12 protein-coding genes are annotated in these 12,846 nt (G+C 61.0%); 7 read left to right on the forward strand and 5 right to left on the reverse strand.

The annotated features are described in order from the left end of the window. The first annotated feature begins 16 nt into the window (after positions 1-16). Positions 17-529 (forward strand): DUF2231 domain-containing protein, encoded by a 513-nt coding sequence (locus tag OKW43_RS07085; RefSeq protein WP_187634355.1) that lies wholly within the window; start codon positions 17-19, stop codon positions 527-529. Here the strand turns inward: OKW43_RS07085 and OKW43_RS07090 are convergent. Together OKW43_RS07090 and OKW43_RS07095 are read right to left on the reverse strand one after the other, a co-directional pair. Continuing rightward, positions 493-1,005 carry a CopD family protein gene (locus OKW43_RS07090; protein ID WP_187634356.1) on the reverse strand — a complete coding sequence of 171 codons (513 nt, stop codon included), beginning with the start codon at positions 1,003-1,005 and terminating at the stop codon, positions 493-495. The genes OKW43_RS07085 and OKW43_RS07090 overlap by 37 nt on opposite strands. Beyond that, complete coding sequence (locus OKW43_RS07095) at positions 1,002-1,727, reverse strand: cytochrome c oxidase assembly protein (RefSeq protein WP_429446180.1); 726 nt, start codon at positions 1,725-1,727, stop codon at positions 1,002-1,004. Before OKW43_RS07095 ends, OKW43_RS07090 begins: the two co-directional genes overlap by 4 nt. A gap of 320 nt (positions 1,728-2,047) precedes the next feature. Here OKW43_RS07095 and OKW43_RS07100 point away from each other — a divergent pair, with 320 nt between their 5' ends. Beyond that, complete coding sequence (locus tag OKW43_RS07100; RefSeq protein WP_429446183.1) at positions 2,048-2,206, forward strand: hypothetical protein; 159 nt, start codon at positions 2,048-2,050, stop codon at positions 2,204-2,206. A 108-nt stretch (positions 2,207-2,314) separates the two neighbouring features. Here OKW43_RS07100 and yfcF read toward each other — a convergent pair whose 3' ends face one another. From yfcF to OKW43_RS07115, 3 genes are all read right to left on the reverse strand, one after another. Beyond that, a complete protein-coding gene (gene yfcF / locus OKW43_RS07105) occupies positions 2,315-2,947 on the reverse strand; it encodes a glutathione transferase (RefSeq protein ID WP_429447351.1) in 633 nt (210 codons plus the stop codon). Positions 2,948-3,187: 240 nt separating this feature from the next. Next, positions 3,188-4,384 carry an aminotransferase class V-fold PLP-dependent enzyme gene (locus OKW43_RS07110; RefSeq protein ID WP_429446186.1) on the reverse strand — a complete coding sequence of 399 codons (1,197 nt, stop codon included), beginning with the start codon at positions 4,382-4,384 and terminating at the stop codon, positions 3,188-3,190. 320 nt (positions 4,385-4,704) lie between these two features. Then, the gene (locus OKW43_RS07115; protein ID WP_429446189.1) at positions 4,705-6,000 is read right to left on the reverse strand and encodes an L-fuconate dehydratase; all 1,296 of its coding nucleotides are present in this window, start codon (positions 5,998-6,000) and stop codon (positions 4,705-4,707) included. 189 nt (positions 6,001-6,189) lie between these two features. On the opposite strand from OKW43_RS07115, the gene OKW43_RS07120 reads away from it, so the two are divergent. The 5 genes from OKW43_RS07120 (at position 6,190) to OKW43_RS07140 (ending at position 12,843) form a co-directional block, all read left to right on the forward strand. After that, positions 6,190-6,951: a GntR family transcriptional regulator gene (locus OKW43_RS07120; RefSeq protein ID WP_429446192.1), complete on the forward strand. Its 762-nt coding sequence runs from the start codon at positions 6,190-6,192 to the stop codon at positions 6,949-6,951. Positions 6,952-7,042: 91 nt separating this feature from the next. Then, entirely contained in the window at positions 7,043-8,560 is a 1,518-nt protein-coding gene (locus tag OKW43_RS07125; RefSeq protein WP_429446195.1) for a sugar ABC transporter ATP-binding protein, read from the forward strand. Between the two features lie 13 nt (positions 8,561-8,573). Beyond that, positions 8,574-9,602 (forward strand): ABC transporter permease, encoded by a 1,029-nt coding sequence (locus tag OKW43_RS07130; RefSeq protein WP_187634363.1) that lies wholly within the window; start codon positions 8,574-8,576, stop codon positions 9,600-9,602. A gap of 131 nt (positions 9,603-9,733) precedes the next feature. Then, entirely contained in the window at positions 9,734-10,675 is a 942-nt protein-coding gene (locus tag OKW43_RS07135; protein WP_187634364.1) for an ABC transporter substrate-binding protein, read from the forward strand. A gap of 218 nt (positions 10,676-10,893) precedes the next feature. Next, positions 10,894-12,843: a putative bifunctional diguanylate cyclase/phosphodiesterase gene (locus OKW43_RS07140; RefSeq protein ID WP_429446199.1), complete on the forward strand. Its 1,950-nt coding sequence runs from the start codon at positions 10,894-10,896 to the stop codon at positions 12,841-12,843. Positions 12,844-12,846: the final 3 nt, after the last annotated feature.

The following is a 12,846-nucleotide window of genomic DNA, read 5'->3' on the forward strand; positions in this document are numbered from 1 at the left end:
GCGAGGGCACACCACCATGGCAAACAAAGGCAAGTCTGGCACCGAGACGCGAAGCGAAGTGACGCTCGAACTGCTGCGGCTCGACAAGGGCTCGGCGGTGGCGCTCGTCGGCCATCCGATTCACGTGATGATGGTGCATTTCCCGATCGCGTTCGTCGTCGCGACGTTGGGCGTCGACGTGATCTACTGGTGGACGGGCGACCCGTTCTGGATCCGCGCCGGACTGTGGGCTGCCGGCTTCGCGTTCTGGAGCGGCGTTGCCGCAAGCGCGGTCGGCACGGCCGAGCTGCTGCTCGTGCGCGGCATTCGCCTGAAGGAGGCGAGCTGGTCGCATGCGGTCGCCGCGATGACGCTCGTTGCGCTCGCGGGCGCGAACTGGGGCCTGCGGCTTCTGTATCCGGATGAGATCCTGCCGCATGGTCTCGTGCTGTCGGTGCTCAGCTCGGTGATGACGGGCTTCGCCGGGTGGCATGGAGGCAAGCTCGTGTTCGATCATGGCGTGGGGATTCTGGTTTCGCCGAAGGAATGATGCAGCCACCGGCCAAGTGCGCCTGGCTCGAACAGATGCGGGGCCAGCATGTTCGAGTCGATGTGCGGCTTGGCCAGCACGATCCAGATGATCGCGACGATCACGATCAGATAAGCGATGGTTAGCGTGATCGCCGAGGCAGAGCTGAACCGGCCGCCGGGCAGATAAAGATCGTGCAGCAAGAGGCCGGCCAGCACGTGCAGCATCGCCATGATGCCGACGAACACCATCTTCGCGGTGAACCACTCGACGAAGGTGGCCTGCAAAAAAATCAGCACGGTGCCGCTCGCAATCGCGACGAAAGCGGCGGGCGAGGTCAGTTCCACGAACACGAGCCGCGTGATGCGGTGCAGCCGGTCGAGCTCGGTGCCCGCCGCAAGCCCACGGCGTTGCCAGAACAGATACGGCAGCACGATCAGACCGCCCGACCAGATCGAGATCGCGGCCAGATGAATGAACTTCAGAAGGGTCGTCACAGTGCGGGTTCTCCGACGCGCAGGCTCGACCAGACGAGCGAAAGTCCTGCCGCGAGATAGGGGATCATCGCTAGTACCCACATCAACAGTCCGGCGAGTTGCTGGTCGGCGAGCGGGGTGAGGCCCCACGCGGCGGTGGTCGCGAAGTGCACGACGTAGAGCGGCACCGGCGCGAACACGATCAACGCGCCGAGCAGGCCCATATGGCCGATCGTCGCAACGAGCGCCATCAGCGCGGGGCCGGTCGGCTGCAACGGCGAGAAGATGCTGCGCCACATCAGCCACGCACTGCCGAGCAACGTGAACTGCATCAGCCAGTAGCCGGGTACGGTGGACAGTCCCCACGCATAGGGCCCCGGCGCATGCCACAGCCAGAGGATCACCGCATGCGCGGCGACCACCGGCACGAGCGGCGGATGCGCGAGGCGCGGCAGCGGCAACGCGAGGGCGAGCAGGAGGGCGACGGCAGCGATCAGAATGATGTGATGAGCGACGCGCGCGGAGAACAATGCCGACGACAACGCGCACAGCGGTGACACGAACACGACGGCCATCAGCGCGACGGCGACCCATCCCGCCCGCGCATTCGCCGAGCGGCCACTAGCCACGACCCATGCGAGCGCCGCGAGCGCGACGAGCAACGGCGGATCTGTATTCCAGCGCAGCCACAGGCTTGCGGGGACAGCCGCGGGACCACAGTAGGCGACAGGGAAATATGGCATGGCGCGATGTCTTCAACGAGTCCAGGTGCTTCTTGAGTACACGCAACCAAACGCGTGGCAGAAAACACCTTTGAATTGTCGGGACGATTCACGATCCAAACTGATCGCTTCTGTACTCTAGCGCAAATAAACTGTTTAGGGACAGCTATCTGAATGCTGTAAGTTTCTGCGTGACAGAATGTTTGCAATTTGTCAGTCGCGGATTTATCCGGTTGGATAAAGCTGCTGTAATGGCGACGATAAGATTGCAATGGTGCAGCGCAATACTCGAGCGTTTGTTGCCCTGCGTACTATGATGGAAGCATGTACGGAGGCCCGTCATGTTTTATGATCCCATTCGAATTCCTGCAATGATCGAACTGACGTTGCTGGCAATCGTGCTGATTGCTGTCACCATCGTGCGCGTCAAACAGCAAAGGGAGCGGGCGCGAAATCGCGCAATGGCGGAGCAGCGAAAATCGGATAGAACGAGAACGTAATATTCGTGTTTGCCATATTTCTTTAATGCGCCCCGACTGAGATTTTTTGCGGTTCTTTGCCGCTTCTTTCGATGGCTTTTCGGCATGGGGCGGCCACACCCGTTAACTTCAGAGTGGTGGACGTTCCAATTGGACCCACTGTTGCACGCTGGCGCGCTGCCATTGTTGCGTGGCGTATTCATTGAGCTTGTGTGGAACGGAATCGCCATTCAGAACGAGCCGATTGAGCATCAATGCAAGGTCCATGTCCGCGATGCACCATTCACCGAACAGATTTGGCGAATGGGCTGGAAGCAGAGCATCGGCGGCGGCGAAAAGTTTTTGTGCCGCTTCTTGTGCGGTGCTGGAAAGCGGGCCGCGGCGTGATCCGTAGAAAATCACTTCGGTGGAACGCTCCTCGCGGATCGGCAGCAGATCGCTGCGCAACCAGGCCTGCACTTGGCGCGCTCGCGCGCGCAGACGTCGATCCAGCGGATAAACCGGCGTCTGCGGAAAAGCCTCGTCGAGGTACTCGGTAATTGCCGACGATTCCGACAACGCGAAGTCTTCGTATATCAGCGTCGGCACGCGCCGCGTCAATGAGCGGGCCGCATAGTCCGACGCGTGATTCGCTTTGCTCGCGAGATCGACGGTCGAAAGCTCGAACGGCAAGCGCTTCTCGTGAAGCGTGACAAAGACGGACATCGCGTAAGGGCTCGCGAACTGCGCGTCGGTGTAGAGCTGGAAGGGCTGTTGTGGCATAGAGGCTCCGTTTTTGTGCGGTCTTTCACCAGTGCGGATTGGCCATCTCGCAGGCAAGCAGGCAGCCTAGCGCCGACACGGAGCCGACCGCGCCCAGACCAACGCCTACGGCAATGGGGTGTGAGCTGATAAATCGAGGCGGTGCGATGACGCGGAGTTCATGGTCGTGTGCGGCCGATTGAGTTGAAAGAGGCGCTTCTATTCATTTGATTGACGCAATGTTCTCGATGACTCGAGTACTCAACGTATCAACGTCCGTATCCCAGCGAGTAATTTATCAACTTCGGCGTTGGTGGTCAGGTAGCTGACCGACGCGCGGGCGATCTGTGTCAGTCCTCGGCTCGTCATATCGAACGGCGTATAGGCGACGCCATTCGAACCGATCGCGATGCCCTGTGTCGCCAACGCGCGTCGCACTGACATCGCGTCGCGTCCGGCGACGTTGAACGACACCAGCCCGGATCGTTCGACACCCTGGTCGAGTACGGAAACGCCCGGCATCGCGGCCAGTTCCTCGCGCAAAGTTTGCGCGGTCCGATCGATCTGCGCGCGGATGTTGTCGATGCCGATTTCCAGCGCTTCCTCCAATGCATTCGCCAATCCGCAATGCAGCGCAAGCGACGCTTCCGATGATTCCAAACGCGCGGCATCGTCGCGCAGTACAGGGTCGCCATTGGCATCGAGCGGCGCGGAGTGCGTGTCGACGAAGGCCGGCATCAGGTGAGGCAGAAAGTCCTGTCGTACATATAACAATCCGGTGCCGCGCGGTCCGCGCAGCGCCTTGCGGCCCGCGCCCGCCAGCACATCGCAGCCGATCTCGGCGACGTCGACTGGAAGTTGTCCGACGGCCTGCGCCGCATCGATGAAATACGGAATGCCGTGATGGCGTGCTATCCGCCCAATCGCGGCGGCTGGATTGATCAGTCCGCCATTGGCCGGCAGCCACGTGAGCGCAATCAGTCGGACCCGGTCGTCGAGCATCGCTTCGAGCGCGCGAGGATCGACCCTGCCACTGGCATCGGAAGGAATCGTCTCGATCGATGCACCCGCGCGCTGCGCCACCAGACGCATCGTCGCGAGATTGCCGCCCCATTCGTGCCGCGCAACGAGGATGCGTTGTCCTGCGCGCCATGGACCCAATGCCGCGAAAGCTGCACCCCAGCCCGGCGAGTTGCCTGTCGTCAACGCGATCTCGACCGGCTGGGCGTTCAGCAGTCGCGCGGCGAGCGTGCGCGCCCGTTCGGTCTGCTCGCGGGCAGCCGCGCCCGCTTCCATGGGTCCCATTGACGCTTCGCGCAACAGATGCGCGTGAATCGCTTCGAGCGTGGCGGCCGACGGCAGCGACGCGCCGGCATGATTGAAGTGCGTGGTACTGCGAACGCCGGGTGTGCGGGCGCGCATTGCGTCGATGGCGGCGGGCGACAGCGGAGAAGACATTGACGGCTCCGAGGGGATGAATTGAATTCAGGCGTTCGCGACGCGAGCCAGCGGCTCGCGAATGAAGACAGCAGGCCGACACTCAGCGCTTTACATTCGGTGGAGAATGCGCGGACTTCGCTGGTGCCGAGTCGCAGCAGTTCGAAAGCCGCGTGGACTTTCGCATAGTACGCGGCCTTTGTCGGGGAGTTCAATGGCGCGCAGCGAAAGCAGAGAGGGTAAGGGGCGGGTGGCGCGCATCGAATCGAGCGATAACAGCGTGAGTGAAGTTTGCCGTTATACGCCTGAAACGACGCAAATAGAACCCTTACCGTCCAGCTTTATTCCTGCCACGCTTGTCCTTCGGGAAACCAGTACCGGTCCAACGACTCATCCAACATCTCGATGCTATACCCCGCCCTTTGCGGCGGCATGTAGCGCCCGTTGCGAATCACGACGGGATCCACGAAATGCTCGTGCAAATGATCGACATATTCGAGCACGCGATTCTCGAGCGAGGCCGACACGCAGATATAGTCGAATAGCGAAATATGCTGCACATACTCGCACAAACCGACGCCACCCGCATGCGGGCACACGGGCACACCGAACTTCGCGGCCATCAGCAGTACGACGATCACTTCATTGAGTCCGCCGAGCCGGCAACTGTCGATCTGGCAAAAGTCGATGGCTTGCGCTTGCAGCAGTTGCTTGAACATCACCCGATTGTGGCAATGCTCGCCAGTTGCGACGCCAATCGAACCGAGCCGCCGTCGAATCGCCGCATGACCGAGGATGTCGTCGGGACTCGTGGGCTCCTCGATCCACCACGGGTCGAACTCGGCGAGACGGCGCATGTTCGCGATCGCCTCATCGACGTCCCACACCTGGTTCGCGTCCATCATCAGCTTCCGGTTCTCGCCGATCTCTTCGCGCAGAATGCGCGCGCGCCGCACGTCTTCTTCCAGATCGCCGCCGACCTTCTGCTTGAAATGCGTCCATCCCTGCGCGACGCCTTCGCGCGCGAGACGGCGAATCTTGTCGTCGTCGTAACCGAGCCAGCCCGCGGAGGTGGTATAGGCGGGATAGCCGTGCGCGAGCATTTCCTTTTCGCGCTCGCCTTTGGTCCTGGCGTGCCGGTGCAGCATCGCGAGTGCTTCGTGCGGCGTGATCGCATCGGTCACGTAGCGAAAGTCGAGACAGCGCACGAGTTCTTCCGGGCTCATGTCGACCAGCAGCTTCCAGACCGGCTTGCCGACGGATTTCGCCCACAGGTCCCACACCGCGTTGACGACCGCCGCGGTGCCCAGATGAATCGCGCCTTTGTCCGGACCGATCCAGCGTAGTTGGCTATCCGAAGTGAATGCGCGCCAGAAAGCGCCCATATTTGCGGCGATGTCTTCGAGCTTTTTGCCGACGATCAGCGGCGTCAGTGCATTCACGGCCGACACGCAGATTTCGTTGCCGCGACCGATCGTGAACGTGAGGCCGTGGCCGGTGAGATTCGGTGTGTCGGTTTCGAGCGTGACGTAGGTGGCGGAGTAGTCCGGCGCGGCATTCATCGCGTCGGAGCCGTCCAGCGAACGTGAAGTTGGAAACCGGATGTCCCGAACGGACAGCCTGGTGATCGTGGTCATCTGCGCGCCCTCCGGGGCTATGGCTATCGGCTTGTCGTCTGCGGACGCAGACGGATCGCAATCGGCGCACGTCTATATGTGCGCGTTCCTGCCGCCCGTACGGGTAAGCCCGTAGTTCTCAGATACCAGGCATCCCTAGGCATCTCCAGGCATTTGTACGCGTTGACAACACGGCATTCACTTTCTAGCATGCTAGCATGTCTTCTCGAAATCAAGGCCTTCGTGAATTCCTCGACCGAACTTGAGAATGCCGCCGGTGATCCGTATGTCGCACTGCAAAAAGTCGGCGGCGGCGAGCGCGGCAGCCTGACCGACGCGGTCGAGGCGGCGTTGCGAGAAGCGATTGTTACGTTGGCGTTGGAACCCGGCATGATGATCGACAAGATTGCCGTCTGCGAACGAATGGGGGTGTCGCGCTTTCCGGTTTCGTCCGCGTTGGCGAGGCTTGCGCATGCGGGTCTCGTCGAGGTATTGCCGCAGCGCGGCACGCGCGTCAAACCGATTGCGCTCGACGACATCCGCCAGCATCTATTCATCCGCAGCGCGCTGGAAGTCGAGACGGTGCGTGGCGTGGCGCTGATGCGCGACCGGGCGACGCTCGACGCATTGGCCAGCAATCTCGATCAGCAGCGCAGTCTGGCCGGAAGTGGCGAACGTCTGGCGTTTCACGCGCTCGATCTGGCTTTCCATGAAATCCTGCTCGACGCGGTGAAGTTGCCGCGCGTGAAGGAAATCGTCTCGGTATCGCGCAATGCGCTGGATCGCGCGAGGCAATTGCTCTCGAGTCCCGAACGGGTCGTGCATACGCTCGAAGAGCATGAGACCATCTTCAAGGCTCTTTGCGCCGGCGACGGCGATGCGGCCGCGAAAGCGATGCACGATCATCTCGACCAGGTCGTCGCCGAATTGCACCGGTCCGCAAAAGAGCGGCCCGACCTGTTCGCGCCTTGAATGAAAGCTGGCATGAAAGCCGTTGTTCAAGCCGTAAAAAGCTCCACCGCAAAAGCGTTGGTGATATAGGTAGCCGTCGACAGATCAGCACATGAACCCACTCATTTCCGTCAACAAGCTTTGCAAGAGCTTTCCGGGCGTCAGAGCGCTTCATGACATCCGGTTCGAACTCGTGGCCGGCGAAGTCCATGCGCTGATGGGCGAGAATGGCGCGGGCAAGTCGACGCTGATGAAAATTCTCGCCGGCGTCTATACGCGCGATTCCGGCGAAATCATCTTCGACGGCAAACCCGTCGATTTTCAAAGTCCGCGCGACGCGCAGGCGGTCGGCATCGGCATCATTCATCAGGAACTGCAACTGATGAATCATCTGAGCATCGCGCAGAACATCTTTATCGGCCGCGAGCCGCGCAAAGGTCTCGGTCTGTTCCTCGACGAAGACAAACTGAATGCGCAGGCAAGCGAGATCCTCGCCCGCATGCACGTGAAACTCGATCCGCGCACGATGGTCGGCACGTTGACCGTGGCGAGTCAGCAGATGGTCGAGATCGCGAAAGCACTGTCTTTCGATTCGCGCGTGCTGATCATGGACGAGCCCACGTCCGCGCTCAACGATGCCGAGATCGCGGAACTGTTCCGGATCATCCGTCAATTGAAAGAGCGTGGCGTCGGCGTCGTCTATATCTCGCACAAGATGGACGAGTTGAAGCAGATCACCGATCGCGTCACCGTGATGCGCGACGGCGAGTATGTGGCCACCGTGCCGACCGAGGGTACCAGTGTCGAGACGATCATCGGCATGATGGTCGGACGCACGCTGAGCGACTTGATGCCGGTCGAGAGCGCGCCGGTGAAAGGCGAACTCGCGCTCGAAGTGAGAAATCTCGTTGCCGGCCCGCTGGTGCGCGACGTCAGTTTCGAATTGCGCAAGGGCGAAATACTCGGCTTCGCCGGCCTGATGGGAGCGGGCCGCACGGAGGTCGCGCGCGCGGTATTCGGCGCCGATCCGGTCGAATCGGGCGAGATTCTCGTGAAGGGCGCGAAGGCTTCGATTAAAAAGCCCAGTGATGCGGTCAGGCGCGGCATCGGCTACCTGTCCGAAGATCGCAAGCGCTTCGGTCTCGCCACGGGAATGGACGTCGAATCGAACATCGTAATGTCCGATCTCGGCAAGTTCCTGTCATTCAATATGTTCCTGCGCCGCGGGCAGATTCGCAAAAGAGCGCGGCACTTCATCAAGCTGCTTGCAATTCGCACGCCTTCAGCGACTCAGCAGGTGCGGCTCCTGTCCGGCGGCAATCAGCAGAAGATCGTAATTGCGAAATGGCTCGAGCGCGATTGCGACGTGCTGTTCTTCGACGAACCGACGCGCGGCATCGATGTCGGCGCGAAGAGCGAAATCTACAAGCTGCTGCGCTCGCTGGCGGCGCAAGGCAAGGCGATCGTGATGATCTCCTCCGAGCTGCCTGAGGTTCTGCGCATGAGCGACCGCATCGTCGTGATGTGCGAAGGCCGCATTACCGGCGAACTGTCCGCCAGCGAAGCGACGCAGGAGCGCATCATGCATCTCGCGACGCAACGCGAAACCCTGAAAACGGCACAAGCCTGAAGAGGTCTATGACATGACATTGCAAACGGATACAGCGACGCTGGACAACGAAAGACGCACTTCCGGCCTGAAAGCGCGCATTTTCGCGCCGACCGCGGTGCAAAAGATGCTCGCGTTCGCGAGCCTCATCCTGCTGCTGGTGTTCTTCAGCTTCGCGTCGCCGGCATTCATGCAGATGGACAACATCCTTGGTATTTTGCAGGCGACCGCGGTGAACGGCGTGCTGGCGATCGCCGCCACGTTCGTGATCATCACGGGCGGCATCGATCTGTCGGTCGGTACGTTGATGACGTTTACCGCCGTGATTTGCGGGGTGTTTCTCACTTACTGGCATCTGCCGATGTGGATGGGCGTACTCGCGGCACTCGCGACGGGCGCGGTATGCGGCACGGTATCCGGCACGCTGACCGCGAAAATGAAGATCCCGCCATTCATCGCGACGCTCGGCATGATGATGCTGCTCAAAGGGCTTTCGCTCGTCGTATCGGCGGACAAGCCGATCTATTTCACCGATACCGAGAACTTCTACCGTATTTCCCAGGACTCGCTGATCGGCTATTTCCTGCCGGGCGTGCCGATTCCGAATGCGGTACTGATCCTGTTCTTTCTTGCGATCGTCAGTTCTATTACGCTCAATCGCACCGCACTCGGCCGCTATACGTTCGCGCTCGGCAGCAACGAGGAAGCGGTGCGGCTCTCGGGCGTCAATGTCGATCGCTGGAAGATCGCGATTTACGGCGTGGGCGGCTCGATCTGCGGTATCGCGGGTCTGCTGATCGCGTCGCGGCTGAATTCGGCGCAACCGGCGCTCGGTCAGGGCTACGAGCTCGATGCGATCGCGGCGGTCGTGATCGGAGGCACCTCGTTGAGCGGCGGCTCGGGCACGATACTCGGCACCATCATCGGTGCTTTCATCATGAGCGTGCTGACCAACGGACTGCGCATCATGTCGGTCGCGCAGGAGTGGCAGATCGTCGTGACGGGTCTGATCATCATTCTGGCGGTGTATGCGGACATCCTGCGGCGCAGCCGGAGCAGTTGACGCGGGAACAACGAAGCAGCAAATAGGCGGCAAATAAGCAGCAAACCCAGAACCATGAGCGAGAGGGGCGCGCGAAGGCTCCCCCTGAAGCTCGATAGCGGCTTGATAGCCCAACCATTGGAGGAGGCCCCATGTTGAAGAGAAGACTAATCGGTGTCGCGGTCGGTGTCGGTGCGCTCGTCGGCGGAAGTTGTCTCGCGTATGCGGACGAGCCGTATATTCCGCTTATTTCGAAGGGCTTCCAGCACCAGTTCTGGCAGGCCGTCAAATCGGGCGCCGAGCAGTCCGCGAAAGCGAACAACGTCAGGATCACGTTCGAGGGACCGGAAACGGAAGCGATGGTCGACAAGCAGATCGACATGCTGTCGGCCGCGCTCGCGAAGAAACCGCAGGCGCTCGGTATCGCCGCGCTCGACAGCAAGGCGGCCATCCCCTTGCTCAAGCGCGCCCAGAACCAGAAGATTCCGGTGATCGCATTCGACTCGGGCGTCGACAGCGATATTCCTTTGACGACCTGCTCGACGGACAACGTCGCCGCCGCCGCGCTCGCCGCCGACAAGATGGCCGAGCTGATCGGCAATTCTGGCGAAGTCGGCGTGATCGTGCACGATCAGACGAGCCGCACCGGTGTCGATCGCCGCGACGGTTTCTTGAACCAGATGAAGTCGAAGCATCCGAACATCAAGATCGTGTCCGTGCAATACGGCGCCGGCGATCACCTGAAGTCCGCGGAAATCGCCAAGGCAATGATCCAGGCCAATCCGAACCTGAAGGGCATCTTCGGTGCGAACGAAGGTTCCGCGGAAGGCGCGGCGATCGGCGTCAAGGAATCGGGTAAGAAACTCGTGCTGATCGGCTTCGACTCCGGCAAGGAGCAGAAGGAGAACATTATGTCGGGCCTGATGGCCGGCGCGATTACGCAGAATCCGGTCGGTATCGGCAAATGCACGGTCGACTCGGCGGTCAAGGCGCTGCACGGGGAGAAGCTGCCGAAGAAGGTCGACACCGGCTTCTACTGGTACGACAAGACCAATATGAACGATCCGAAGATCGCAGCCGTGCTGTACGACTAGGCAAGGCCGGCAATCGCGACTCGGGAAGCCGAGGCTGCTGGAAATCATCAAAGAGGAAGAGCCGCGCTCTTCCTCTTTTTTATTGCCGTTCCGCAACGGCTGCGGGTCATTTCACGCCATTGCCTGCATTAATCTGATATTTTATGCTTATGTGATCGCTGCACGAGCCGTCCATTCGCATGCCGATTCGGACCCACCCACCGTCGAATGCGCAGGTCATGGCTTTTACCGAACCAAGGTCTCCATTTTTCAGGTGGGTCGTGTCCTCGGCCCAGAACCTGAGTCCGGATAACCGGCAGATTCTGCTTGCCAACCTGTTCACGCGGACCGCATCGATCGTTTTTGCGTCGATTTGCGAAATCAGCGTTTGCGCGACCGCGTATTATCTTTACCCGATTCCGCTGTATGCCGCGTGGGGCATTGCGGTCGTCGCGTTGCTGATCGCGCGGCTCCTGCTGATCTGGCTATGCCGCAAGCGCGCCGCGCAAGGGCTGCCCACCCCGACTTCCGCGTTTATTCTCGCGAGTCTGTTGTGGAGCGCGCTATTCGGCTTCGGCACATTGCTATGCAATATCAGCGCAAGTCCCACGCTATTTCTGCTTGGAAACGTTTGCGCGGTCGGTGTGATCGGCGGATTGGCCGGCCGCAATGCGAGCACGCCGCGGCTCGCGTTATTGCAGATCGTGTTTATTCTCAGCTTTCTGAGTATCGGCGCGGCGATGTCGCCGGGCAACGGCAAGCTCGTGCTGCTATTTCAGGCGCCGTTTTGCGCGGCCGGCTTTTTCACGGTCGCGCTGCGCAGTAATCGCGACACCGTCGCGTTGCTGCTCGCGCGCGAAAACAGTCATCGCCTCGCGCGCCAGGACAGCCTGACCGGTTTGCCGAATCGCGCGCGTATCAGCGAATTGCTGCTCGAACGCAGCGGCGAGCATTCGACGCGGCAGGGCGAGGCGTTCGCGGTGCTGCTGATCGACCTCGATGGTTTCAAGGCGATCAACGACAGTCTCGGCCATGCCGCCGGCGACCAGATTCTTCAGGAAGCGGCGACACGTTTGCGCGATCTGCTGCCGAGCGGCGATCAGGTTGGCCGTCTGTCCGGCGACGAGTTCGTCGCGATTTCGGACGACACCGGGCAGCTTCGCGATGTGCGCGTGCTGGCCGATCGCATCGTCAGAACGCTGGCGCGGCCGTTCGTGTTGAGTGAAGCGCTCGTCCATATCGGCGCGAGCGTCGGCATCGCGCTTTATCCCGAACATGCGAAAACGGGCCCGCAATTGCTGATCTGCGCCGACCGCGCGTTGTATGGCGTCAAGCGAAGCGGCAAAAGCGCGTTCGCGATTTTCGATGCCGAGCAGCACGTGTCCGACGAAAGCCTGAGCCTGTTGCGCAGCGACCTCGAAGGCGCGCTGAAGTCGTTCAACGGTTTGCGCATGGAATATCAGCCGATCGTCGATCTGAATACCGGCGCAGTAGCGGGCCGCGAGGCGCTGATTCGCTGGACCCATCCGACGCGCGGCGAGTTGTCGCCGTCCGCGTTCATTCCCACCGCCGAGCGCACCGGCCTGATCCTCGCATTGGGCGAATGGGTGCTGCTGCAATCGTGCATGGCTGCGGCGGCGTGGCGCGACAAGGTGATCGTCGCGGTCAACGTATCGCCGGTTCAGTTGCGCGAGGAATCGTTTGCATCGACGGTCACGGCAATACTTCGAAAAACGAAGCTTCCGCCGACGCGGCTCAATCTCGAAGTCACGGAAACGGCGCTATTGAACGACGACGAAGTGACTCGCCGCAATATCACCCGGTTGCGCGCATTGGGCATCGGGCTCGCGCTCGACGACTTCGGCACCGGCTTTTCGACGATGTCGACGCTCGTGCGCTTCTCGTTCGACAAACTGAAGATCGACAGCTCGTTCGTCCGCGAGTCCGTGCATGGGCGGGAATCGGCGGCCGTGGTGCGCGGCATCGTCGCGCTTGCGCGCGAAATCGGCATGCCGACCACGGCCGAGGGCATCGAAAACCAGGAGCAGCTCAATTTCGTGCGCGTATGCGGTTGCACGCATGCGCAGGGTTATCTGCTAGGCAAGCCGATGTGCAACGACGAAATCGAGCAGTGCGAAGCGGTGCTCGACGCGCGTGTTGCCGACAAGGCCGCGCCCGCTGACTTTTGATAT

The sequence above is a fragment of the Paraburkholderia sp. WC7.3g genome (assembly GCF_050436345.1).
In the GTDB taxonomy this organism is placed as follows: Bacteria; Pseudomonadota; Gammaproteobacteria; order Burkholderiales; family Burkholderiaceae; genus Paraburkholderia; species Paraburkholderia podalyriae.

What these genes read in the sequence shown, in the direction of transcription:
- OKW43_RS07135 (WP_187634364.1), top strand. Translation starts at nt 9,734, where the DNA reads ATGTTGAAGAGAAGACTAATCGGTGTCGCGGTCGGTGTCGGTGCGCTC.
- OKW43_RS07130 (WP_187634363.1), top strand. Translation starts at nt 8,574, where the DNA reads ATGACATTGCAAACGGATACAGCGACGCTGGACAACGAAAGACGCACT.
- yfcF (WP_429447351.1), bottom strand. Translation starts at nt 2,947, where the DNA reads ATGCCACAACAGCCCTTCCAGCTCTACACCGACGCGCAGTTCGCGAGC.
- OKW43_RS07110 (WP_429446186.1), bottom strand. Translation starts at nt 4,384, where the DNA reads ATGTCTTCTCCGCTGTCGCCCGCCGCCATCGACGCAATGCGCGCCCGC.
- OKW43_RS07095 (WP_429446180.1), bottom strand. Translation starts at nt 1,727, where the DNA reads ATGCCATATTTCCCTGTCGCCTACTGTGGTCCCGCGGCTGTCCCCGCA.
- OKW43_RS07125 (WP_429446195.1), top strand. Translation starts at nt 7,043, where the DNA reads ATGAACCCACTCATTTCCGTCAACAAGCTTTGCAAGAGCTTTCCGGGC.
- OKW43_RS07140 (WP_429446199.1), top strand. Translation starts at nt 10,894, where the DNA reads ATGGCTTTTACCGAACCAAGGTCTCCATTTTTCAGGTGGGTCGTGTCC.
- OKW43_RS07100 (WP_429446183.1), top strand. Translation starts at nt 2,048, where the DNA reads ATGTTTTATGATCCCATTCGAATTCCTGCAATGATCGAACTGACGTTG.
- OKW43_RS07120 (WP_429446192.1), top strand. Translation starts at nt 6,190, where the DNA reads ATGCTAGCATGTCTTCTCGAAATCAAGGCCTTCGTGAATTCCTCGACC.
- OKW43_RS07115 (WP_429446189.1), bottom strand. Translation starts at nt 6,000, where the DNA reads ATGACCACGATCACCAGGCTGTCCGTTCGGGACATCCGGTTTCCAACT.
- OKW43_RS07085 (WP_187634355.1), top strand. Translation starts at nt 17, where the DNA reads ATGGCAAACAAAGGCAAGTCTGGCACCGAGACGCGAAGCGAAGTGACG.